The following is a 23,505-nucleotide window of genomic DNA, read 5'->3' on the forward strand; positions in this document are numbered from 1 at the left end:
CGACAAACGAGTGCAAATAAAGTACCCGACTATTTGCTTTTTTATCAGGGGAAATAGTCGTTTTTGACCACTATCTTGTTTCTGGATCACCCTTTGAACCGAGTCATATTGTTCCTAGGTTCTAGACCCTAGGAAGGATTTAAACCTACATCATCAAGGATTGCAGTGATTCCTGACTGCTGAAGCGTTTGGTGAAAAAGTCCAAGAATACACTGATGTTAGTGGCAAGCTGCCTTCTGCTCGAGTAAACACCATAGACTTTAAATGCCTCGATGGGCCATTCCTGAAGAATAGGTACCAGGGAGCCGCTGGCCAGTTCATTTTTGCATACCGAGTTGGATAACATGGCGATACCAAAATCATCCTGAGCCAGTTTTTTTACCATTACGGCGCTGTTTACCCTGACTTTACGTTTGAAGCTGACCATGGTTTTTCTGCTGCCTTTTCCCAGGGGCCAGATGGGCGCAGAGCGTGAGGTACCCAGTAAAATACCATCATGATTGGCTAATTCTTGCGGTGTGGCCGGAGTGCCATTGGTCTTCAGGTAACCCGGGCTGGCAACTAAAATAGGTTTACGCTCGAACAAAAGGCGGGCGACTAAGTCCGAGGATTGCAGTGGACCATACTTGATAGCGATATCATAACCTTCACCGACTAAACCCACTTCGCTGTCGGTAAATTGTACATCCAGCTCTACATTAGGGTAGAGGCGCATAAAGCTGCTACATAGGTTGGCGATAAGTTCTTGACTGAATGAGACGGGAATCGCGATGCGTAGGGAGCCGGAAACATCGTTGTTAGTGTTCTCTATTGTGGCCTTGGCAGCCTCTATTTCGTCACGAATGCTGATGCAATGCTGATAGAAGAGCGCACCTACCTGAGTGAGGCTCAAATTTCGAGTATCTCGCTGTAGCAGACGTACACCAAGCTGCTCTTCGAGTTGAGCAACCTTACGACTTATGGTTGATTTTGGCATGCCTGTTTCGCGGGCCGCTTGAGAGAAACCTTTGGCTCTAACTACCGCCGCAAACAGCATCATACCGTTAAGATCTGGCATGTTTTTATCACTGTCTCAAATATGGAACAAAGCGTCTAGCCTAGTTTAATGGTATTTGACACCTTAACAAAGTTATATTTACTCGCTAAAAATTTTAGAGGCTAAGCAGAGGATCAATGATGACCAGCAAAAATCAGCCCACAAACAAGACTCAGGCTCAATCTGCCGACCCGCTTTTTCTGAAAGCAGAACATCTGGCACAAGACTTTTCACTGTTTCCTGAACACAGTAAACAGAGCCTAGCCGAAGAGATCAAGGGTCTCTTGGGTGAAGATACTATTCAAGCGAACTTAAAAGAGTTAGAGCAACTCGATGTAGATGGCTATGTCACTAAGGTGATTCAACCGACATTAGATAAAAACCGCGCCGGTGCTAAGCGTGTGATTGCCGATCTTAAAGGCAAGCTCATTGCTGAAAACCATCAAGGGCCTTTTTATAGTGCCGAGATCGAATTGAACTTCGGTACTCGCACTCGCCGTATCGGTTTTATTGCACAAGAACGTACCACTAATAATGGTGCCTGGATGCCAGAGCATCACTTGGCGGCGTGTAAGGCAATTCGCAAGTTTGCAGAACTGTCTATGCCTATCATCTATCTTATCGACACCCCTGGTGCCGATGCGGGTGAAGTGGCTAACAGTCAGAACCAGGCCCACAGCATCTCGAAGGCAATTGCCGAGAGTGCTAATGTCGATGTGCCTACCGTAGGCATAGTGATCGGTGCCGGTTACTCGGGTGGTGCGATTCCACTTGCTTCGGCTAACATCTTATTGTCACTGCGTGATGGTATCTTCAATACCATTCAACCTCAGGGCCTGCAAAGCATCGCCCGTAAGTACAATTTGTCTTGGCAAGAATGTGCTAAATCGGTAGGTGTTGCACCTGAAGAGCTATATACCTCAGGTTGTATCGACGGCATTATCGACTTTTCTCCGGCGGACAAAGATGAGCGTCAGCATAATCTTCGCCGCGCTATCATCAGCAGTATCGAAGCCGTTGAAAATGCCGCCGTGCAGTTTGTGAGAGAATCTAAAGACTTGCGTGAGCATTATGATCGCAGTTTGACTCGTTTCTTGAATCCGACTAAAAACCTGGAAGCCCTTGAGCACCACGCAGAGCTTGCGGTGGCTAACAACCCTACAATGCATCTTAACTTGTTTGGTAGCTCATACCGTTACCTGCGTTACCTGACGCTGCGTAGCCGTATTCAGTCTATATCTCAAGAGCAGTATGGTCGTCTGTCTAAGGTGAGCGTGCCTGAAGGTGATCTGCTCGCGCGTATTCAGCAAGAGCAGGACCGCGTGTTCCAGTCTTGGTTATCTAACCCTGATAAACTGGTTTATGACGAAGAGCTAAACAAACTTTGGGGGAACTTCACCGCTAAGCGTGATGAGGTTTCTACCGAACGTAACATGCTGACTCGTTTGATTTTAGGTGAGCCGAAAGAGAACTATAAGAAGGCCCGTAAGGCGCTTATCTTTAACATCAGTTGGTCTCTGTTCCACCGTTGGAAAGGCAATGCTGAGAACAACTTCAAAGGCTTGATTCAGTATTTGGAGACACTTCCATCTGAAGTGACTCAGGCAGATTGGCCTGAGGTTAACAAGCTAACAGTGCTGGATGTGGTTGTTCATGACGAACTACGCGAAGACTTTATCTGGCAGTGTCACAACATCCTTATCTTCAACGCGCTGTATGACAATGTCGTTGGCAACTTAGCCTCTATCGCTAAAGAAGCCATGATGTCTAAGAGCTTGTCACGTGCATCGGTTGATAATCTGCTACACAGCTCAATTGACCGCGCTTTATCGACTCAAGATACGGCCAACGATAAGAGTAAATTCTACAAGTGGCTCAAATACTTCATGAGTCAGTCGAATCGAGCAGAGCTACTGACTAAGACTGAGCAGTGGAAGAGTGTTGGTTTCCCACAGCTAAACGACAGTCTGTTCGTGATCCTGACTTACTTCTTCGAACGTCTGCTACCTGAGTATTTCGATAGTGAAGAGGAAAGTGGTGAATACACAGGTGCAATCAACCCTGTACGTATCGGTCGCCGCAAAGATTTCTGGAACCGTCTCACCATGGGCTATCAGGATCTCTTGATCCAGAAAGTACTACGTGATGATAAGCGTGCCGGTAAGATGGGCTGGGAGAGCGTGATCGGCAAGTTTTTCACCGATTTCGATGAGATCAATGGCGATAAGATGTCTGCCAACTTGCTCAACTTCCCGGGATTCCGTCTCTCCATCGAAGATGCACTGGATAAAGGCATTCGTCCTTGTGGTCTTATCACAGGTATGGCGGATTTCGAGCGTAACGGTCAACAGATGCGTGTTGGTGTTGCGGTATCAAACACGGCCTTCCAGGCGGGTGCCTTCGATATGGCCAGCGCCGAGAAATTCAGTGCACTATTGATCGAGTGTGCTAAGCGTAAGCTTCCTGTCATCTGTTTTATCAGCTCAAGTGGTATGCAGACTAAAGAAGGCGCGGCTGCACTCTTCTCTATGGCTGTGGTCAATGATCGTATTACTCGCTTCATTCGTGATAACGAGCTACCTGTACTCATGTTCGGTTATGGTGACTGTACTGGTGGTGCTCAGGCGAGTTTCGTGACTCATCCATTAGTGCAAACCTATTACCTATCGGGTACTAATATGCCGTTTGCGGGTCAGATGGTTGTTCCGGCTTATTTGCCGTCTACAGCGACGCTGTCTAACTATCTGTCGAAAGTGCCTGGTGCGATGAATGCCTTGGTGATAAATCCATTCAGCGACACCATCGACGACCAACTGAGCAGTATCGATCCTCTGATGCCTAAGCCAACGGCTAAGATCGAGGATGTGATTGCTAATGCACTATCTACCTTAGTTCCTGAGATGATGGCTGCCGATGAAGAGATAGTTCAGGATGATCCTCGTGAACTCATGAAGCCTATCAAGAAGGTATTGATTCATGCTCGTGGTTGTACCGCGGTTAAGCTAATTCGTAAGGCCCATGATAACGGCATCGATGTTGTTTTAGTGGCATCGGATCCAGATATGAATTCGGTACCTGCCGATATGCTTAAAGGCAACGACAAACTTGTCTGTATCGGTGGTAACACCTCAGATGAGAGTTACCTCAACGCATATTCTGTGCTTAAAGTGGCCGAATATGAAAATGTCGATGCCCTGCATCCTGGTATCGGTTTCCTATCTGAAAGCCCTCAATTTGCCGCGCTTTGTGTCAATAATGGCGTAAACTTCGTCGGACCGAGTGTTCACAGCATGACGACCATGGGTAACAAGTCTAATGCGATTAAGACGTCCCAGGACAATGGTGTTCCTGTCGTTCCAGGTAGTCACGGTATCTTGAGTAATGCAGAGCAGGCGGTAAACGTTGCAAATGAAATCGGCTATCCGGTCCTGCTTAAAGCGGTACAAGGTGGTGGCGGTAAAGGTATTCAGGTCGTTGAGCGTCAAGGGGACATGATCAGCCTGTTCCAACAGACTGCTACCGAAGCGGCTGCGGCGTTTGGTAATGGCGACCTCTACCTGGAGAAGTATGTCACTTCACTGCGTCACATCGAAGTACAGCTTCTGCGTGATAAGTTTGGTAATACTAAGGTATTGGGTATCCGTGACTGTTCAGTTCAGCGTAATAACCAGAAGGTTGTCGAAGAGTCTGGTTCGACCATGCTGCCACCTGAGCTGAAAGAGAAGGTACTTCAATATACTCTCGATCTAGGTAATGCGACGGATTACATGGGCGCAGGTACGGTCGAATTTATCTATAACTTAGATACTAACGAAGTCTACTTCATGGAGATGAACACTCGTCTGCAGGTTGAGCATCCAGTTACCGAGGCGACATCGGGTATCGATATCGTTAGTGCAGGTTTCGATATTGCTGCGGGTCGCTCGATCGAAGACCTGAAACCACAGGATAAGGGTTACGCCATTGAAGTTCGTGTCACTGCCGAGAAGGCCGCACTGGACAATCATGGTGTGCTTCAGTTGCTTCCTCATCCTGGTATGATCACCGAATACGTGATGCCTGAGCGTGATGACATAGAGATCATCTCTATCGCAGAGGCGGGTAAAGAGGTTTCACCTTACTATGACAGCTTGATCGCACAGATAATCTGCCGTGGTGAGAGTCGTGAAGATGTGATTAATAAGCTGCACGATTACCTCGCCGACCATGTGGTCATTAAGGGGATTGCGACTAACATTCCGCTACTGACTCGTATCTTGAAAGATGGCACCTTCAACGAAGGTGTATACGACACTAACTACTTGCCTCGTCTGATGGCCGAGTTAGATGTACCTGAATTGATTGCCGAGATGGAAGCCGCTGCGGAAACTGTCGGCGTCGATACCGCTTCACTGCGCGTAGGTGAGAGTAACGAGCTGAAAGTGATGGCACAAGGAGCCGGTATCTTCTACACCTCTCCAGCGCCAGGTGAAGCTGATTTCGTTAAAGAAGGTGACATAGTGACTGTGGGCCAGACTTTAGCGCTTACAGAAGCGATGAAGATGTTCTCACAGCTTAGCTTAGCTGGTTATAATCGTCCAGATGCGGTGCTGTATCCTGAAGATAAGAAATATCGTATCGAGCGTGTTCTTAACAGCAATGGTCAGCAGGTGTCTCAAGGTGACCTTCTGTTTGTAGTATCGCCTGTCGAGAGTTAATTCTTTATTGCGCACTGCAATGCATGCGCTTTAATCGCAATTAAAATATTGATCCCCGTCACATGTGATGGGGATTTTTTTATGTCCTTTTTTATTACCTCAGTAATAGATTATTTAATCTAATCAATTACTCTTGGTTTAATGAGTGCTGATTCATGCATCGCATTGATTAATAATGATTTTGCTTCATTAGAATATATATCTTTGAGATGTGACAGAACGGGTGTACTTTCGTTTTTTCTAACCTATTTATGAAGCAAAAATAGATGACTAATAAAATCATTGTTGGCAGTGAAGAGTGGTGCTCTTTACCTGGGCTAGGTATCAAGGCGGTTAAGGCTCGTGTTGACTCCGGGGCTACAACATCCTCCATTCACGCAATCAATATTAAGACTTTTAAGCGTAATGGAAGCACTTGGGTCAGTTATGAAGTCCACCCAATTCAGGGCAGCCGAAAGGTGACCTTACTCTGTGAGTCTAAGCTAATCGATCGCCGGGTTATTAAGAGTTCCAATGGTGAAACTGAGAGACGCTACGTTATCCGTGAACAACTGCAGCTTGGCAATCAAAGCTGGGATGTGGATCTGACCTTATCAAATCGCGCCAATATGGGCTTTAGAATGCTCTTAGGTCGAGAGGCCATGGGGCAGAAGATCTTGGTTGACCCTTCGGCTAACTTTAATTTTGGTGACTATACCGAAGATGAAACCAACCTCTTATACGGTAATAAAAATATGCCGAGTACAGGCCTCAAAATTGGCTTGCTTGCCAGTAATCCTAACTTGTATAGCAATCGTCGTATTATGGAGGCGGGTCAACAGCGTGGTCATGAGATGTTTTTCTATAACATACAGCAATGTTATATGAAGCTGGATGCCTCAGAGCCTGAAGTACATTACCGAGGCGGCAGGATCCTCAATGACCTTGATGCGGTTATTCCCAGAATTCGTCCTAGCATGACCTTCTATGGTTGCGCCTTGACGCGTCACTTCGAGAGCCTGGGGGTCATGGCATTGAATAATTCGGCAGCGATCACTCAGTCGCGAGACAAGTTGTTCTCTCTGCAGTTATTGCAGAAAAATAACTTAGCGATACCCACCAGTGGTTTTGCTAATTCGCCGGCGGATACCACGGATTTAATCGATATGGTCGGTGGGGCGCCGTTAATAGTTAAACTGCTCGAAGGAACTCAAGGTAAAGGTGTTGTTCTGGCCGAGACCCGAAAGGCTGCAGAGAGTGTGATCAATGCGTTTAAATCCCTGAAGGCTAACCTGTTGGTTCAGGAGTTTATCAAGGAGGCCCAGGGCAAAGATCTGCGCTGTTTCGTGATTGACGGCAAGATTGTCGCGTCGATAGAGCGCACCGCCGCGCCGGGTGAGTTCAGGGCGAACATCCATCAGGGCGGCACAGCTTCTATCGTGCAAATCAGCCCTGAAGAGAAGAAGTTAGCGATCAAGGCGGCTAAAACCATGGGTCTTCAGGTTGCAGGCGTCGACATTATTCGCTCGAGCAAGGGACCTCTGTTGCTGGAAATTAACTCATCGCCAGGCTTAGAGGGCATAGAAGCGGCAACTGGCATAGATGTCGCCAGCGCCATGATTGACTCCATAGAGAAAAAGCTGGGCTGGAAGCGAGTATCATTAGAGGATGCTCAAGCCTAAAGCCTCTTTATACCCAGATTAGTCCCGCTACGGTGACTAATCTGGAATTAAAAGTTCACTGCTTCATTTCTTATTAGTCAAGAACCTCAACCCTCAAATACTTAAGACTATTTATAACGAGTACATTGTAGATTCAGCAATAACTGTTCTACTTTTAAATAGGGCTCCTCTATGCCCGTTTAAGGTCGCTATGCCTGAAAAAATAACTAAGAAGCTAAATGGGATCGCAGACAAGATTGTCGATAATTCTCCTTGGGTCATAGGTGGAACCGTTCTGCTGTTATTAGTTTATCTTAGTGTGGTGGGCCAGGCTCAAGCCCGTATCCATGATCATCCGGAGCAGTCTGAGTTCAACTTGAGCCTCAGTGGCTTCGGTACCTTAGGTGTAGTGAGAAGATCCAGCGATGAGCTTTATTTTCATCGCGAACTCAGCATGAATGCCAGTGATTCCGAGTACTCCTTTAAACCAGACAGCTTATTGGGCCTACAAGTCAATGTGGACTTTACAGAGAGCCTGGATGCCATCGCTCAAGTGGTGCTAAAGGACAGGGCGAGTGATACTGTTCTGGATAGCCTAGAGTTGATGTTTCTGCGCTATCGACCAAATCGTGATTGGGCAATCAGGCTGGGGAGGACCAGCACAGATCTCTATATGCTGTCGGAATACAGAAACGTCAGCTATGCCTATCTTTGGTCTAGGCCTATTCCTGAGTTTTATGCTATCACCTCATCTATCGCGAAAATTGATGGTGTCGACATTAGTTATACCCATGAACTCGGCGGAGGGAGTTGGGAAACTAAGCTGGCCTACGGCACTACGCACTCAGTGCTGGCTGTGGAGGCTGGTTTTTTTGATGTCAACCTCAAAAATGTCTTTGCGCTTACTTCCATCTATACGTGGGAAAACTGGATATTTCGACTCGCTGCCGCTTCGGTTGAGGTGGATGAATTGGAGTTTCAGACCAATGAATTGGTCGAGGGGCTTAATCTTGTGCCTGATACCTTATGGCCAGAAGCTGGTGTGCTGGCACAGAACATAGATGGACCGGGTCAGAAGTTACAATATTATACGCTGGGCTTGCAATATGATCATATGAATTGGGTAATTCAATCGGAGCTTGGTTATATCAACTCTGATTGGGGGATAACACAATCTTTCTATAATGGCTACTTGAGTGTGGGTTATCGTGTCGATGAGATGACATTCTATGGCGTACTGGCCCATATCGATAATTCTGAAGAACCCACTCGCTATGTTTCACCGCTATTACCTGATCACCTGCCCCCTGAGCTCTCTGGAGGAATCAAGACCTTGTATGAAGGGGCCGTGGAGGCACTTAGTGCTAGCCAGATAGAACAGACAACCTTCAGTTTAGGGATGAGGTGGGATCTCTATCCCAATACCTGTGTGAAATTTCAATGGGATCATACCTGGGTCGATAGTAGAGGTACGGCCTTGTGGACTCAGGCTCAGGAACAAATTGGAGATGCTGAGGTCGATCTCTTGTCACTTAACTTCAACTTTATCTTTAACCTATGAAGTATTGGGTAGGATTACTCATCTTGATGCTCACTCAGCCCATTCGAGCCGAAGGCGAGCTGCTGGTGGTGGTTAGCCGTGAGAGTCGTGTCGATTCATTGACCAAGAGCGAAGTGGTGGATCTGTTTATGGGGCGGTATGTGAATTTTCCTAATGGTGATAAGGCCAAGGTGTTCGATCTCGCGCCGAAATCTGAGATCAAAGGATTATTTTATCAAAGGTTGGTGAACCGAACCGAGGCGCAAATCGATGCCTATTGGGCTAGGTTACTATTCTCCGGCCGTAACACTCCCCCTAAAAAAACCGAGTCTCCGGGCCAATTAATTCATGAGATTATGAGCTCGAGCCATGCTATAGGCTATATTTCTAGTCAGGACTTAACAGACTCATTAAAAGTGGTATATAGATTTGAGGCGCTTTAGGCATCAGCTGTATTTTAAGGTTGCACTCGCCATTGCGCTGAGTGTGGCCCTAGTTGCTGTGCTGAGTTCATACTTTTTCTATTTTGAAGAGATCGAAAGAAATGAGCAGGCTTCGAGGGAGTATGTGGATCAGTTGTCCAGAACCATAGAGAAGACGGCATCTATTGCCGTGTATGTACAGGACTCGGTGTTAGCCAGGGAGATTATCGATGGCTTGGCGATTAATGATGTAGTTTCCGAAGCTGAATTGATCAGTGAACCAGGCTTTTCTGTGTATTCCGGTGAGAAAAGGCTCATCGGCAGGGAGGGACTCTCGACTCTTATCCTGTACAACCCTTTCTCTGAAGATGAGGTGATAGGCCAACTTAAAATACTGCCTAATGAGGCATTTATTCATCATAATGCCAAGGATGCCGCCGTAAATCAGGCCCGTATGTTGGCATTATTAACTGTTGTTACAGCGATTCTTGTGTCTTTTATTGTCCATAAGGCGCTAACTTCTCCGTTAAATAGGATCACTAATAAGTTTGAAGAGATAATACCTGGCCAGGACAGTCATATTTCAGTACCTAGGTTCCATCAAAAAGATGAGATAGGCCGCCTGGTTAGTGGGATTAACACTCTGGTCTCATCTCTGAATCAGTCTATAGACTCGGAACGTAATTTGAGAGAAAAGACCGAAGTTTTGGAGAAGAAGTTCAGACTTATCTTCGAACAAGCCAGTGCAGGTATCTGCTTAATTGATAGTGATAACTTGTTGCTCACAGCTAATCCTGCCTTTGAGCGAATTATCTATAAATCACATTCCATCAAAGATGCTATAGGTCTAAGACTCACTGATTGGTTTTACAATAAACAACAATTAGAGAGTTTTCTTGCTGATATCAGACAGAGTCATCATTTAGATACGGTTGCACTGGATCTGAAGATGAAGACCTTGCCTGGCTCGTCAGATTGCTGGGTACATTGTCTATTTTCAAAGGTTTTAGATGAAGGAAAGCAGAGCAGCCTGATGATAGAAGTGCTGATGTACGATGTTACTGAGCGCACAGAGAGGGAGATCAATACTCGCTTCGAAGCCGATCATGATGGCTTAACTCATCTTAAGAACAGGAGGGCCGGAAGACGCGCATTGATCGAGTTATTTGATCGTGCCAAAGAAAATGACAAGATTGCCGTGATCATGAATATCGATCTGGATAATTTTAAGAGGATAAATGATGTTCGTGGTCATGAAGCTGGCGATCTTGTGCTGATCGAGGTTGGTCTCCGCATGATGGCCGTGTTTAGAAACGATGATCTCTGTATTCGCTGGGGAGGCGATGAGTTTGTCGTAGGTTGTTATTTCGATAACGCCCGATTCGAGGAACGCTGCCTACCAGCGATTGAGAAGCTGGCTTCTGAACTCAGGTGTGCGTTAAATCAAGATGTGAAGCTGAGGTGTGGCGAAGATATTAACATAGGCGGTAGCATAGGCATCGCTATGTATCCACAGCATGGGAGAGATCTGGAGTCTGTGTTGAAGGCCGCCGATAGTGCTATGTATATTTCGAAGCAGAGAGGGCGAAATCAATATAGCATCTTCGATCCTAAACTTATGATTGAGTCTGATTCTTGTCCTAGGAACGACCCAGAGACTAAATCTTAGTTAGGGAGCAAAATGAGCAAGATGCTATCGATAAATGAGTTGAGATAGTGTGTAGTGACTAGTTTAACAGTTCATGATTTTCGGGGAGCTGCCTACTAATCCATAAAACCAATTTGTGTTTCATATTTGGCCCGTCTTCTTTATCGACTGCTAATGGTTGAATGAGCTTATCGGTAACGAGTAGACGATAGATACATTCGACTTTATCTTTTGGTGAAATTCCTTTGCCGAAATCGTCAAAACCACGCTTCTTAGCATAGCCTACGCCTATTTCCATGGCGAGTTTTAGCAGTTGTGGGTCATGTTTACCTTGCTTCATATGAGGTCTCTCAAAAGGTGTATTGGTCTTTTAATCAAATTACCTGAATTGAATGATATAGCAAGGAGTGGTTTCACGTTTAAACGCCTAGGGTCTAGTTCCTAGAATCTAGGAACTTCTATCTTTTAAACCTGCATTTCATCTTGTCTTCGATCTCCTATGCTCGACTCTCTGTAAGCTCTTAGGTTGAGTTAAACTTTTTCCTTGGTTTCAGCATATTCTCAATAAATTTCAACTAGGTCTACAGACCTGTTTGAGGCCTTAAAGTTGCCAATTCAGCTGCTTTTAACCTGTTGTTTTTGTTGGGTTTATTTTTGTTGGTTTCTTAGCTTGCGAATGTTAGCCTTCAGTTCTGGTAACTGGTTTGATGTAGCAAGAGGCGTTAATTGAATAGAAAAAATGAGGTGTTCGAAGGGGTCAACTTTAGTCATCAGGACATAAGAAATTCACATTTTGAGCAGTGTAAATTTTATAACTGTAATTTTAACCATACAAATCTCAGTGACAGTCATTTTGTTAACTGCTCATTTATAGAGCAAGGTGCTGTGAGTGGTTGTGGTTTTGAGTACGCTAATTTACAAGATGCGAGCTTTAAAGATTGTCAGTTATCTATGGTTAATTTCAAAGGTGCTAATTGCTTCGGTGCCGAATTTAGGAACTGTGACTTGAAAGGGGCTAACTTTCTCAAGACACGTTTTGCCAATCAGATAAGCAGACAAGTGTATTTTTGCTCTTTGTATATGACGGGGTGCAACTTGTCATATGCCAATTTTGAGCGGCAATGTATAGAAAAGTGCGATCTATTTGAAAACAAATGGACAGGTGCAAATCTGTATGGGGCTTCGTTTAAAGGCTCTGATTTGAGCAGGGGTGAGTTTTCCAGTGACGCTTGGGGTCAGTTTAATCTAAGGGAGTGCGATCTTTCCCATACTGAGCTTTCTGGTTTAGATCCGAGAAAGGTGGATCTGAGCGGCGTTAAAATCTGCATGTGGCAGCAGGAACAGTTACTCGAGCCGCTTGGATTGATTGTTGGACCTGACTAGCCTATTGATTCGAGAAATTATTCTCGAATCAATATTGTTGTCCCAGCAGATGGCTGAAACAGTGCAAATGACTTATAGAATATCTGTCAAGGGACTGTTTCATTTGGTAATAGATTCGACAGAATTAAAGGTTTTGGCGAGGTTGACCTGTTTAGCATTCATGCCAGCCAGTCCTCGTTAGAGTCTCCTGCATGCAGACCCGATGACAAAAGACATTGTTCATCAAGTGTTCACGATAACTATCGCTTAAATATCAACAGATTTACTATGTTCTGTCTGTTTTTAATACAGATGGGGCTGTAGCAAACATTGTAGTGGTCTATTCGCATGGAACTAAAATGGGAATGGTGAGATGCTGTTTTAACTTCAGATAACTTAAGTAAGTTCGTTGAATCTGAAGAAATATAAAGGGAGAAGCTAACAATTGTTTTAAATTGAATTGGACAATATAAACATTACCGACAAAGCGAGACTCTTGCACCGACAATAGCTGAGTTCCTCCCATTTGCTCCCAAAAAGTCAGAAAATCTGCCCTTCGGGTTGCTACGTAACATTCTTCAATATCCCAATAGCTGTCTACAAGATGGTTAAATAGATGCCCAATAAGTGATTCGAAATAATTTCGGCAGGAAAAATGTCCTACATTAATGACAATGGAATTAGCTGTAGGCTGCGTGGGTAATTTTTTCTTGAAATAACGGGAGAATGTTGTCATATCTTTAACAAATCCGAGATGGGATACAATTTGAACACCCTGTTTGATCGTAAATACACAATTTTGTGAGATCACATTATTTTGATCAAGTTTTGAATAAATAAACCTGTACGCTTCCATATGCTTATAAAAAACACCAAATAATTTCCTATGTGTCTCAGTAGTAAGATTTAACATTGACAATGTAGCAGGTCCGTTATCAATTGATAAATATCCAATGCGAGCGTATGAAGTTTCGAGCTTATTAAATAATGTGTCGTACGTTTTCAAAAACACCTTTGTTATCTTTGGGTGATCAATATGTTGAATAAAATAACTTAAATCTCTTTCAAAATGTTTAGATATTAACAATTGTTTCTTGTAAGATGGAGTTGTTTTATTGTTGCACCATCGACTTAGGGTTATGGCATCTAGGCCTGAAAATATGGAGTGGGATGACTGAAGTTGGGATAGAAGCTCTATCTGACGAATGCCATTTTTTTTAAATACATGTTGCAAATACTGATGAAATATCATTCCGTTCTCATTTCACTCCAAAATATAAGCGCTTATATTACTCATAATGTTTAGTTCAAAATAGAGTGAATATAATTGTTAGCATGTTTTTAATTATAAAAAATAAGTGCTAATTATCTAGTTTATATATCCGATATAATAAATGAACCTACGAAGTTTAGACTGGATAGGTTAAATATTAATGTTCTTACCATTAGGTAAATAACAAAACTAAACGTGCAAATAAAGGTTTATTAGATGAAAAAAGTTATTGTCTCTGCAGCTATCACTTCTCTGTTTTCTTTATCAGCAGTGGCTGCAGATCCAACGCCTGGTACGGTTGATTCAACCAGTGCAACTATTGAATGGACAGCAGATATACCGGTAATTGTACCTGGCCAGTACATCACACTTACTGGTGCTAACCGTGGACCAGTAAAAGCTGGAGTTCTTGATATCAATGCGGATGGTACTTTCTCTTCTAGCTCTATAGCGCTAGAAGTTCGTTATTATGATGAAGAATCAGACACCGTTGGTGACGGAGTCTTGGTTGGTGAAAATACTGCTGGTGGTGCTTCAAATGCAGAATCTATCACCTACTCAGTGAATTCAGTTGCATTTACATCTGCTCAGAATATTGATCTATCTGCTACTACTGCACAAATTTTTATGAATGATGTTGCAGTTGATTCTAATAAAGACTTGGCAGCATCTGGAGCAGAGTCTTGGAAAACAAACTGGAAGATTCAGAATGGAATAGGATCAAGTATACAAGATGTTGTCGCTGGTGATACTGTTACTGCAACAACTGTCGTATTTGCACAAGTCTCTTTTGTAGAACCAGCCGTATAAATGATATGAATATATGGCTGAATTAAATAGGAGTTACAAGATGAAAAAACTCATAATATTTACAGCCATAACTTCATTATTTTCTTTACCCACAACAGCTGATACCGTAATGGCTGACTCTGTTACTGAAACGACAGACTCAAGCAGTGCGGCAATTCAGTGGGTAGCCAATATCCCTGTAGTTGTACCAGGTGAATTTATTACATTTACCGGTGCTAATTCCGGCCCAATAAAAGATGGTATGCTTGATATCCAAGCCAATGGCAAATTTTCTTCCACCCCAGTGTTACTAGAACTTCGTTATTATGACGATAAAACAGGCGATATTGGAACTGGAGTGATTGTTGGTGAGGATGCATCAGGCTTAGGACTTGTGAAGGCAAATACAATCACTTATAGAGTGAGTACAGTTCAATTGACCTCTAAGCTGGATAACGATTTATCAGGTACTCAGGCACAAGTTTTGATGAATAACTCACCAGTTTCGTCTAACGTTGATATAGTGGAAACTGATGCTGATTCTTGGAAGACCAGCTGGTCTATTAAGAATAAGCTGGGTTCAGGTATAGAAGATGCAGTTGCTGGAGATACGGTGACTGCAACAACAGTGGTATATGCAGATGTAATTTTCGCTCATTAATAGTTACATAGATAAATATGGGTGTGCACATAAAAACTAATTTTATTTATGAGCACCAATTCACTATTTCATTTATAGTTACTGGGAATAAAGCGGGCTTGGCCGCTTTATTTTATATGATATTAAATGGTAAGTAGAGGTTCTTGGGGGCTATCTACAAGTAACGTCTGTGTTTAATTAGGTCGATTTATATTTCAAGGTGTTCCTACATTTTTATATGAAATTTAAAACAATGTCTATTTCACTCTTGATACTGATGAGCAACTTATCATATTCAGCTGATGGAGTAGAGAAAATATTTTCCTATATGCCCACATTAACAATGAAGAGTTTTACTCTTATAGTGTGACTAAGTTTGGTTTTAAGCAACCAACCTTAGATATTGAATATAACCAAAGTGAAGAGAAGTTTATATCTAAGTCTACAAAGATTTTTATAAAGACAGATATTCCTGTTGGTTTTAGTGCTGGCTTTGAAATAACTCCTACAGTTTTAGAAAGTAGCTGTACTGATGTTGATGGTAGTATCGATGTAGAAGGGTTTGCGACATATTATATGGGGGGCAAGTTCTATTTCTCGAAAAGCCAATTGTTTTTGATTCTTTTAATAATTCTAGTTCTCAGTTTTTAAGTGATACAAGAGAATTCTCTATCGAATTCGCTCCTACACCTGGACTTGATGTGTGGAAATCTCGTTGCAAGGGAAGTGCAACTTTATATGTGGCTCTAAGTTTTTAGCGGAATATGACAGATGCTTAAATATTATTGTGTTCTACTATTATTTCTGACAGGAACAGCACATAGTCAATATGCCCTAAAGGTTTTCAACATTTTTATGAATATGAAGAACGTACGGTGTTATTCACACTTCCTAACAATAATTATTATGAGGCAAAAGTCTATGCTAATTATTATTCAATTGATAAAATTGAAAATTTGGATGTTTTTATGAAGCTCTGATGGATTCTGGAATAAAACAAGATCGAGTTGAAGAGGTTGTGGCAGCTATTTTAAGTGAGAACAATCCCAGCGAGGTTCAGTTTTATATTCTTACAAAATAATAGCTTACAGCTTAGTGTAACTCAAATTTCATGAGTGAAGGTAAAGGGAAAGTATACTATACACAAATATCTCCAGATCCCAGTGCAGTTATCGTTAATAATCGTCTTTATACCAGTTATTATGATAAAGACTTTAATGCGACGTTAAATAACGGAACTATAATTGGTTTAGGTAAAGGCTATATAGAGACTGATGTGTCTTTATTTGCAAGTTCAGAAGGTCATACAAGCACAGATTTTGATGTCAACAACCTGAAGTATGAGTTTAACTTTGAAGGGCATTCTTTACAGTTAGGTTATTCATCATATAATGTAGTGAAAAATAACTCTACATCTCTTTTAGATTTTTCACGTAGTAAAAATAGTTATTACCTTAGTTTATCTTCGAGCGATAATCTATTGGCCATCAATGATTCTCAACAGAAGCAGTTATATTTTGACATAAAGAACTCGGGTACGATTGATGTTATACGAGATGGTAAAACCTTGTTTAGCCAGTCGTACCCTAAAGGGCAGCATTCAATCAGTTATGCTAAATTACCTAGGGGTAATTATGATGAATGTGAACATGGATCCGCGCAGATGGTTATGCTGAAGAAAGAATAATAAGACGAATAAGTAATAACATCAGTAAAACAAGTCACAAAGGCTATGACTATAATATCAGCTTCCGCCAGTCTGAATATGATACTGAGCAAGGTGAAGATACTTTAGCGTATGCTGAAGTATCTATCACTAAATCTTTGTTGAACGATACACTCCTGCTAGGAACCAACAGTCGAAGCGATGGAGACTCTATTGATGTTGGTGCGGCTGCTATTTATTCAAATCCTAATTTAAGCGCTGCCATTTATTACAATAAACTGCCGGGTGGCATTTTTTATCAGTCTTCCTTGAGTTTGTTTGGCTTAAACTTAGATTATGAAATTCTAGATATTAATGGTGTAGATTCATTAAGTAATCTTGTGTCGGCGGTGTATGGTCAGCAATCCTACGATCAGATAGTCTTGTCGTATTCTTTTCCTATTGCGAGTGGCAGTGTAAGTATTTATGGTAGTAAATTACATCGTGATGCCGGCTCATTTAATCGCTATGATAATGATTTATACCGTAAGGATTCGATGTATAGGGATAATTATGATTATTCAATGGGTAATAATGATGACTATTTGTCTCCCGATGTTAGTGAGTATTATACCGGGGAGGTTGATAGTACTAATTTAGCCGTAAATTATCAAACGAATATATTTAATAATATATCATTAAATATCGGTTATTCATTATCAATGAGTGATCAAATTAGAAATAAACGAGACGGTATATTTTCATTAAATGTCTCAATTCCATTAGGAAACGATCATTTATCTTACTCTGGTGGCTATGAATCATCGGATCGTAGTAATGGAAGGATTACTAACACAATTAGCTATCATGAAAACGAGTTAGGATTATTTTCATCTGTTGACTCAAGCGGTGGGAGCTCTTTAAGTAACTACCTCGATGGAGAGCAATCTGAGACTAGTTTAAATGGAAATATTAGTTTAAACAGTGATGAGTTTTATGCTAGTGGATATGGGAATTATTCAAGCCAAGGGAATAGTAATTTATCCATGACTCTTGAATCAACATCAGTTATCTCGAGTGAAGGATTTTTTCAGTCTAAAGATTTTAATGATTCATATATTATTGTTAACAGTGATGATTTTTTAGATGGTATTGATGAAGATGAAAATATTGGGGTGCTAGGATTACAAGTTAACAATGGCCGATACATGGATAGAAATATCACTGGAGAAACAACATTAATTGGGTTGGATTACTTTAAGAGCTATAAAATAAATTTAGATAATGAGATTAGTGGCTATTCATCACGAGATCGAGATAAATCTAAAACTGAGATGATGTTTTCCTACCCTGGCTCTGTGCATACAATTTCTAATGATGTTGAAGAGGTCACATCTTTTCTTAGTTATTTTGAAGATTTTAATAATAAATCCTTAAATAATATTAAGTGTTTAGGTGAAGCTTGTATTTCTGTTAGCAAGGTCGGTGATGGGATTTATTCAATATCACTGATTAAAGAGCAACCTTTTAAAATGGTATCCAATGATCAGTTCTGTTTTGTAGGACCTGATGGCATACAAGGCCATCAAGCTAAAATAAAGTGTTTTCCAACTATTGAAACGACTGATGATGGTATGCAATTGGTTTCCTCTGGATTAGGAAAACAAGGTGATTATATCTACTACTTAGGTGCATTAGACGAGGATATCCCAGATAGAATTATTATAAGTTTGAAGAAGGCTAATATTGAATATATAGAGTATGAATTTGCACAAGAGACTCATTTATTTGTAAGGTTGAAAAGTATAAGTGAGAGGGAGGGGGAATTAATAACCCTTGTTCAAATGAATGTTATCAATGAATTACAGTCATACGTAAGCAATGATAGTGAAGACAATAACTTCGCACTTAAGTAGGTATTTTAAATGTATAAACAAACACTAAAAATTGTTATAGCAATGATGACTCTAATGTTTAGTTGTCAATCTAAGGCTATTGCAATTAGTAGCTTATTTGAAGTTGCGGATTTAAACACTCATCTCGCAGATATACAAGTGATAAATAATGATGGTAAAGATATGTTTATTAATCTTGAAATGTCAAAAGTCCGTTATATTGATGGTAAGAAAGTGGAGGAGAAACTTAACAAGGACAATGTGGGGGATTGGACATTTCGTGTTTCTCCATCACAAATGATATTGAAGCCGGGAGAAAGAAAAACAATTCGAATGCTTAATGATTGTGATGAAGACTGTGAGTTTTCTGAAGATCAAGTCTACGCGGTATCAGTGACTCCAGTTCCTTACAGTGAAGGGCGAAAATCGGCTGTAGCAGTGGCTTTTGGCTACAAGGTTTACTTTATTGACCCCGCGTCAGAAGTTAGAATCGATTATGATTTGAAACGAATTTCAAAAAAAATATTAGCTTTGAAAATAGAAGTAACACTATGCTTAATGCTGTTTTAAATCTATGCACAAAGAACTTTAACTCTGATTGTATTTATGAGTACCGCTTGTTGCCTAATTCCAAACGAGAGTTCAAATTACCTCTTAAGAGCCAGGAACAATCAACACTTAAGTTTTCAGTAATTAATGCTAACGAGGTTGTTCATGAGAGAGTTACTCTTTAGCATAGTGCTATTTATATCATGTTGCGCAAATACCTATGCGTCGATAATTCATGCGAAAGTCACTGGGAACATGATTCAGTGGACGAATGCTACCACCAATGGTAATGAAGTACAGCAATCAGTATGGCAGTCTAGTAACTCGTTCAATTTACTACCAGTACTGCGCTGGAGTCCAGCATTTTATCAAAACGCGTTAAGGTCATTAACATTTACTTCCCAATTAGGGGCAAGGGTAGAGACTGCTTTTAAAGATACCGGGATCGAATTTCGCACTGCAAATGCCTATAACACTGTCAATGGAGGTATCGATGCTGGTCTTAATACAGGACCACAATGTCAAATAGGGGAAGATTCTGGAGGTGATTTTTTGCTAAAATCGGCTTCATCATGCGGTGTTGATTTTACCTTAGTTCAACAGCAAAAATTAAGACCGTTTGATTTTTATCGTACCTTCTTTGAATTACCTGACTTATTAGCTGACTTTACTCAAGCTAATGTACCAGCGGGTCGTTATCTTGCTTCTTTCAGTCAACCAGTTGCATATTTCTTAATTTATGAACACCAACAAGTTGAATCTTACCAAATTTATTATGACCAGGTTAAAATAGTTATTGATTATAAACCTAGCTTTATTTCGTCCATTAATCTAATAGGGGATGGCCAGTTTGAACTAGAGTATGATACTGAGGAACATAGTGTAAAAGGACAAACAAAATATGCTGTTAATGTAAGTGGATACATAAACCCAGGTATAAAGATGTCCTTCCTATCCTCAGGTGATGAGGATGACTTTTCTCTAGAACATACTGAAACATCAAGTAAAATCCCATACGAATTATTATGTGACAAATGTAACGATAGACTCGTTATCAGCAATGGCGTTATGGGTGATGAATATGCAAAAATTGGATTTATAGGTAATAATTTGAATTTCATTTTAGATTTCAGGTTTAATAATGTATATGCAGGAGAAGTAGATGAAGGAGATTATAGCGATGCCATCACCATCATTTTCGAACTTGATTTATAACATTAGGCTATTGATGTTTTCTGGCTTGTTACTTTCACCAATGTTGTATGCACAATCTGATGATATAAATTATAAGGTTAGTGCTGGTTTATATAACCCTAAAGGTGATGATGGTATTCAGCAAGAGTATTTTAAGTCATATTTTAATTTAGGAGTGAAATACGGACTAACTGATTCATTTAGTATCAGTTTGGATACTTATATTTCAGATGAAGTTGACTCACATTTATATTTTGGCGGAAGCCTTGATTATACCTATAAGGTCAGTGATGACTACGATGTTTTTGCACGTTTAGGTGGGGATGTTATGAATGATAACTTTGTACCTAAGGCAAGCTTTGGCATTGCAGCCCACTTATTTAGAAATATAATATTTAATATAGAGAGTACGATGAGAAGTACTGAAGAGTTTTCTGAATATCAGTTTTCTATTGGTTTGAGTTATAAGTTCGGAAATGAAGGTATGACTAGTTCGATTCCTATTAAAACATCAGGTGAGATAGCTTTAGAATCAATCATCGAAACTGATTATTTAAATTCTTCTGATCACAATTCTGACAATTCTGACAATTCTGACAATTCTGACAATTCTGACAATTCTGACAATGAATCAAATGAATTTTATATCATAGTTAAAGGGGATACACTATGGGATATATCAGAACGATTTAATATTAAACTGTCAAAGTTAATATCAATGAATGTTAGTGTTGTTAATAATCCTGATCTGATTTACCCCTGTACGCGTTTAATTTTAAAGTAGAAATATTAACATTTAATCATCATATATATCTCATCCATCGGAAACTACAACGAGAAATTAAACCAATGATATATCTACAGAGATTTACGGTTTTGGCTATGCTGTCATTATTTTTAATTGGATGCGGGGGGATGAGGCGACATCAGACACGGGAGGTGGTGGCAATGGGCCAGCCGAAAGTATATCTATTGATACACAAGATACATTGGATTTTGCATCAGAAAGTGTCTTAACCTCTGTGGATTTAGCAAACAAAGTCAGAACAGATAGCGAGCATGAGTTACACATAACAAATATTGCCTTGCTCTCAGATCGTAATAACTGTGACTTTATTGATATGGACGGACTTAAGTTTAGAATTGAAACCAATGGATCTCAAGTTTGTCGCTTCAGCTATACCGTTGAGCCTATTAGTGACGATTTTTCGGGAAGTCAGTCGGGCATCAGTCAAATCGTTGTTTCCGATGTACGAGATACACGTGATGAAAATATATTGCCTGATTCTTTGCCACCTATCAGCAAAATGGCTTATCAGTCTGAGGTTTTATCTCTTGATTTAACTCCATATTTACCTAATGGTTTTGTTCTTGATACTAAAAGTGTCGAGTTAGCCGGAACGACTGACACCGGAGAATTGGGCTCTTTCGAGTCTCAGGGGAGTAGCATAATTTATAGGGCCCCGGATGAGGCTCTGGGAGTAGTCAGAATTTATTATTCAGCCATTAGTAATATGGATAATCTTCTTCCCGGTGTCATTTATGTCACTATTAGTGATCTCGCTAACGCCAACACAGCCCCGATAGCCAGTATCAACGAGACACTTGGAGATAAAATATTAGCTGATAGCCCGACAGATTCATTTTTAATAGATATAGAAGATTATGTTTTCGATGTTGACGGAGACAAACTACAACTCATCGACGTTTATACTAACGGTTTAGGTTGGGCTAGCGATCTAACTCAATTTACGTTCGAATATAGTCCTAACCTAAGTGGCATGCAATATATCACTTACATAGTGGCTGACCATCATGGTGGCTATGGTATTGGCACCTTAAATTTTTACGTTAGGTCATATGACATCATTTTTGATGCTGATCAAAATATAACGTTTTACCCGACGTACACATTAGAGGAGATTGCCAGCACCGAGGGCACGTTTAGTGATATATATGTTGAAAATGGAACGCAAGGTGAAGCTGGTGAATACCCCATTTTTAATGAAGACTTGGCTGATGCCTACTGTGTCACTCGAGGGCTGGTATTACCAAGAGCTTCTCAACTTCAGAGTTTATATACGGATCCATTAGGTAGTAGCTCTGTTTTTGAAACAAAATACAAATGGCCCTCAGGCTCCTCTTATATTGCAACCGATGGAACCTTTTCATTAAATGACGGGATTAGCAGTGCTGCAAGTGGTCAAGAAGGGTATGTATCGTGTGTAGAGCAAGTTGAATTTCCCAGTGACTACAATTTTAGCTCAAAGTACTTAGGTGCTGATTGGGATGAAAATACCATAGTGCTGGCTTCTGCTGCTGTTGACGGAAACAACATACCACTGCCCCCAAGTAAATATGGATTAAAGTATAAAGTTGTAGATACCAATCCCGAAGGATTAGCTGGGGAAGTCATTGTCGAAGTACACGAGAATAATATCGTTGTAAAGAAGCGCTCTGATGCTGTATTTCAGGCCGTCCTAGAAATCACAGACCTTATGGTGCAAGGGGACATACAAGATATTACCACGCTGATAGTCGGGACTGGAGCGTGTCCTAATGGGGTAAGCGTGAATGATACTCAGTATTTAGGCTGTATTCCAGTGCTGGATAATAGAGATACTAGTGAAAAATACACAGGGGCGGTAGCCGACCATATCCTGATTAACCTCGGCTATCAATTGGATCAATTTGGTGATGAGATTCCTTACCTTAAAACGTCAAATACAACCCCAGACTATTCCTATTATGATCTCAATGATGTTTCTGACATTTCTGAGTCAGTGATGAAATCCGCGATTAATCAGTATGCGCAAGATTATTGCGATATTGCTAACGCAGTCGAATTAGCTGGGCGTGACAATTGGACTTGGTACATCCAGAATCCAGATAATACGATGAAAGAAGAGTGGTTTTCTGATGCTACTTTCCCGATGGCTCAAAATCTAACTAGATGGATATCTAATGAGGCTGGTATCGATCTTGCCATGTCAGGGCAAGGGGTGTTCTTTTTTAAAGACAAGACTACAAACCAGCTTAATCAGAATGTTGATACTCAGGCTATAGCATATCAACCTAGAGGATCGAGCGATCATAAAGCTTGGCAGTACATCACATGTTACTCCCCAGATTGAAAACTCAAGTCATGATCTAAATCCTTGGATAACAATCGAGG

At 41.1% G+C, this 23,505-nt stretch carries 18 protein-coding genes and 1 pseudogene; 16 read left to right on the plus strand and 3 right to left on the minus strand.

Features of this window, described 5'->3' with window-relative positions:
* Positions 1–145: 145 nt before the first annotated feature.
* Positions 146–1,057 carry a LysR family transcriptional regulator gene (locus FM037_RS03905; protein ID WP_144044925.1) on the minus strand — a complete coding sequence of 304 codons (912 nt, stop codon included), beginning with the start codon at positions 1,055–1,057 and terminating at the stop codon, positions 146–148.
* Between the two features lie 119 nt (positions 1,058–1,176).
* Here FM037_RS03905 and FM037_RS03910 point away from each other — a divergent pair, with 119 nt between their 5' ends.
* The 6 genes and pseudogenes from FM037_RS03910 (at position 1,177) to FM037_RS03930 (ending at position 11,004) form a co-directional block, all read left to right on the plus strand.
* A complete protein-coding gene (locus FM037_RS03910; RefSeq protein WP_144048806.1) occupies positions 1,177–5,733 on the plus strand; it encodes an ATP-binding protein in 4,557 nt (1,518 codons plus the stop codon).
* A gap of 266 nt (positions 5,734–5,999) precedes the next feature.
* Positions 6,000–6,401: pseudogene (locus FM037_RS29105) on the plus strand (ATP-dependent zinc protease family protein); the annotation flags it as partial.
* Between the two features lie 66 nt (positions 6,402–6,467).
* Entirely contained in the window at positions 6,468–7,394 is a 927-nt protein-coding gene (gene rimK, locus FM037_RS03915; RefSeq protein WP_227992701.1) for a 30S ribosomal protein S6--L-glutamate ligase, read from the plus strand.
* 190 nt (positions 7,395–7,584) lie between these two features.
* The gene (locus FM037_RS03920; RefSeq protein ID WP_144044927.1) at positions 7,585–8,934 is read left to right on the plus strand and encodes a hypothetical protein; all 1,350 of its coding nucleotides are present in this window, start codon (positions 7,585–7,587) and stop codon (positions 8,932–8,934) included.
* Positions 8,931–9,356, plus strand: a complete 426-nt coding sequence (locus FM037_RS03925) for a type 2 periplasmic-binding domain-containing protein (RefSeq protein WP_144044928.1) — start codon at positions 8,931–8,933, stop codon at positions 9,354–9,356. The genes FM037_RS03920 and FM037_RS03925 overlap by 4 nt, the downstream gene beginning before the upstream one ends.
* Positions 9,343–11,004 (plus strand): putative bifunctional diguanylate cyclase/phosphodiesterase, encoded by a 1,662-nt coding sequence (locus tag FM037_RS03930; RefSeq protein ID WP_144044929.1) that lies wholly within the window; start codon positions 9,343–9,345, stop codon positions 11,002–11,004. The genes FM037_RS03925 and FM037_RS03930 overlap by 14 nt, the downstream gene beginning before the upstream one ends.
* 58 nt (positions 11,005–11,062) lie before the next feature.
* Here FM037_RS03930 and FM037_RS03935 read toward each other — a convergent pair whose 3' ends face one another.
* Positions 11,063–11,323, minus strand: coding sequence for a DUF5062 family protein (locus FM037_RS03935; RefSeq protein WP_144044930.1), 261 nt, complete (start codon positions 11,321–11,323; stop codon positions 11,063–11,065).
* 386 nt (positions 11,324–11,709) lie between these two features.
* On the opposite strand from FM037_RS03935, the gene FM037_RS03940 reads away from it, so the two are divergent.
* A complete protein-coding gene (locus FM037_RS03940; protein ID WP_144044931.1) occupies positions 11,710–12,366 on the plus strand; it encodes a Qnr family pentapeptide repeat protein in 657 nt (218 codons plus the stop codon).
* Positions 12,367–12,685: 319 nt separating this feature from the next.
* Here FM037_RS03940 and FM037_RS03945 read toward each other — a convergent pair whose 3' ends face one another.
* Entirely contained in the window at positions 12,686–13,597 is a 912-nt protein-coding gene (locus tag FM037_RS03945) for a hypothetical protein (RefSeq protein ID WP_144044932.1), read from the minus strand.
* 237 nt (positions 13,598–13,834) lie between these two features.
* On the opposite strand from FM037_RS03945, the gene FM037_RS03950 reads away from it, so the two are divergent.
* From FM037_RS03950 to FM037_RS03990, 9 genes are all read left to right on the plus strand, one after another.
* The gene (locus FM037_RS03950; protein ID WP_144044933.1) at positions 13,835–14,428 is read left to right on the plus strand and encodes a hypothetical protein; all 594 of its coding nucleotides are present in this window, start codon (positions 13,835–13,837) and stop codon (positions 14,426–14,428) included.
* A gap of 40 nt (positions 14,429–14,468) precedes the next feature.
* The gene (locus FM037_RS03955; protein ID WP_144044934.1) at positions 14,469–15,068 is read left to right on the plus strand and encodes a hypothetical protein; all 600 of its coding nucleotides are present in this window, start codon (positions 14,469–14,471) and stop codon (positions 15,066–15,068) included.
* A 345-nt stretch (positions 15,069–15,413) separates the two neighbouring features.
* Complete coding sequence (locus FM037_RS03960; RefSeq protein ID WP_144044935.1) at positions 15,414–15,698, plus strand: hypothetical protein; 285 nt, start codon at positions 15,414–15,416, stop codon at positions 15,696–15,698.
* 460 nt (positions 15,699–16,158) lie between these two features.
* The gene (locus FM037_RS03965) at positions 16,159–16,734 is read left to right on the plus strand and encodes a TcfC E-set like domain-containing protein (RefSeq protein ID WP_144044936.1); all 576 of its coding nucleotides are present in this window, start codon (positions 16,159–16,161) and stop codon (positions 16,732–16,734) included.
* A 140-nt stretch (positions 16,735–16,874) separates the two neighbouring features.
* The gene (locus tag FM037_RS03970) at positions 16,875–18,608 is read left to right on the plus strand and encodes a CS1-pili formation C-terminal domain-containing protein (protein ID WP_144044937.1); all 1,734 of its coding nucleotides are present in this window, start codon (positions 16,875–16,877) and stop codon (positions 18,606–18,608) included.
* A 9-nt stretch (positions 18,609–18,617) separates the two neighbouring features.
* Positions 18,618–19,157, plus strand: coding sequence for a hypothetical protein (locus tag FM037_RS03975; protein ID WP_221937464.1), 540 nt, complete (start codon positions 18,618–18,620; stop codon positions 19,155–19,157).
* A gap of 234 nt (positions 19,158–19,391) precedes the next feature.
* A complete protein-coding gene (locus FM037_RS03980) occupies positions 19,392–20,351 on the plus strand; it encodes a hypothetical protein (protein ID WP_144044938.1) in 960 nt (319 codons plus the stop codon).
* Positions 20,299–21,114: a LysM peptidoglycan-binding domain-containing protein gene (locus FM037_RS03985; protein WP_144044939.1), complete on the plus strand. Its 816-nt coding sequence runs from the start codon at positions 20,299–20,301 to the stop codon at positions 21,112–21,114. The genes FM037_RS03980 and FM037_RS03985 overlap by 53 nt, the downstream gene beginning before the upstream one ends.
* 238 nt (positions 21,115–21,352) lie before the next feature.
* The gene (locus FM037_RS03990) at positions 21,353–23,464 is read left to right on the plus strand and encodes a hypothetical protein (RefSeq protein WP_144044940.1); all 2,112 of its coding nucleotides are present in this window, start codon (positions 21,353–21,355) and stop codon (positions 23,462–23,464) included.
* The last annotated feature ends 41 nt before the right edge of the window (positions 23,465–23,505 follow it).

The sequence above is a fragment of the Shewanella psychropiezotolerans genome (assembly GCF_007197555.1).
GTDB classification, from domain to species: Bacteria; Pseudomonadota; Gammaproteobacteria; order Enterobacterales; family Shewanellaceae; genus Shewanella; species Shewanella psychropiezotolerans.

Bases quoted from the DNA above. Each gene is read 5' to 3' on its own strand.
- FM037_RS03905 (WP_144044925.1), bottom strand. From the start codon at position 1,057: ATGCCAGATCTTAACGGTATGATGCTGTTTGCGGCGGTAGTTAGAGCC.
- FM037_RS03910 (WP_144048806.1), top strand. From the start codon at position 1,177: ATGACCAGCAAAAATCAGCCCACAAACAAGACTCAGGCTCAATCTGCC.
- rimK (WP_227992701.1), top strand. From the start codon at position 6,468: ATGCCGAGTACAGGCCTCAAAATTGGCTTGCTTGCCAGTAATCCTAAC.
- FM037_RS03920 (WP_144044927.1), top strand. From the start codon at position 7,585: ATGCCTGAAAAAATAACTAAGAAGCTAAATGGGATCGCAGACAAGATT.
- FM037_RS03925 (WP_144044928.1), top strand. From the start codon at position 8,931: ATGAAGTATTGGGTAGGATTACTCATCTTGATGCTCACTCAGCCCATT.
- FM037_RS03935 (WP_144044930.1), bottom strand. From the start codon at position 11,323: ATGAAGCAAGGTAAACATGACCCACAACTGCTAAAACTCGCCATGGAA.
- FM037_RS03945 (WP_144044932.1), bottom strand. From the start codon at position 13,597: ATGATATTTCATCAGTATTTGCAACATGTATTTAAAAAAAATGGCATT.
- FM037_RS03950 (WP_144044933.1), top strand. From the start codon at position 13,835: ATGAAAAAAGTTATTGTCTCTGCAGCTATCACTTCTCTGTTTTCTTTA.
- FM037_RS03955 (WP_144044934.1), top strand. From the start codon at position 14,469: ATGAAAAAACTCATAATATTTACAGCCATAACTTCATTATTTTCTTTA.
- FM037_RS03965 (WP_144044936.1), top strand. From the start codon at position 16,159: ATGAGTGAAGGTAAAGGGAAAGTATACTATACACAAATATCTCCAGAT.
- FM037_RS03975 (WP_221937464.1), top strand. From the start codon at position 18,618: ATGTATAAACAAACACTAAAAATTGTTATAGCAATGATGACTCTAATG.
- FM037_RS03980 (WP_144044938.1), top strand. From the start codon at position 19,392: ATGATTCAGTGGACGAATGCTACCACCAATGGTAATGAAGTACAGCAA.
- FM037_RS03985 (WP_144044939.1), top strand. From the start codon at position 20,299: ATGAAGGAGATTATAGCGATGCCATCACCATCATTTTCGAACTTGATT.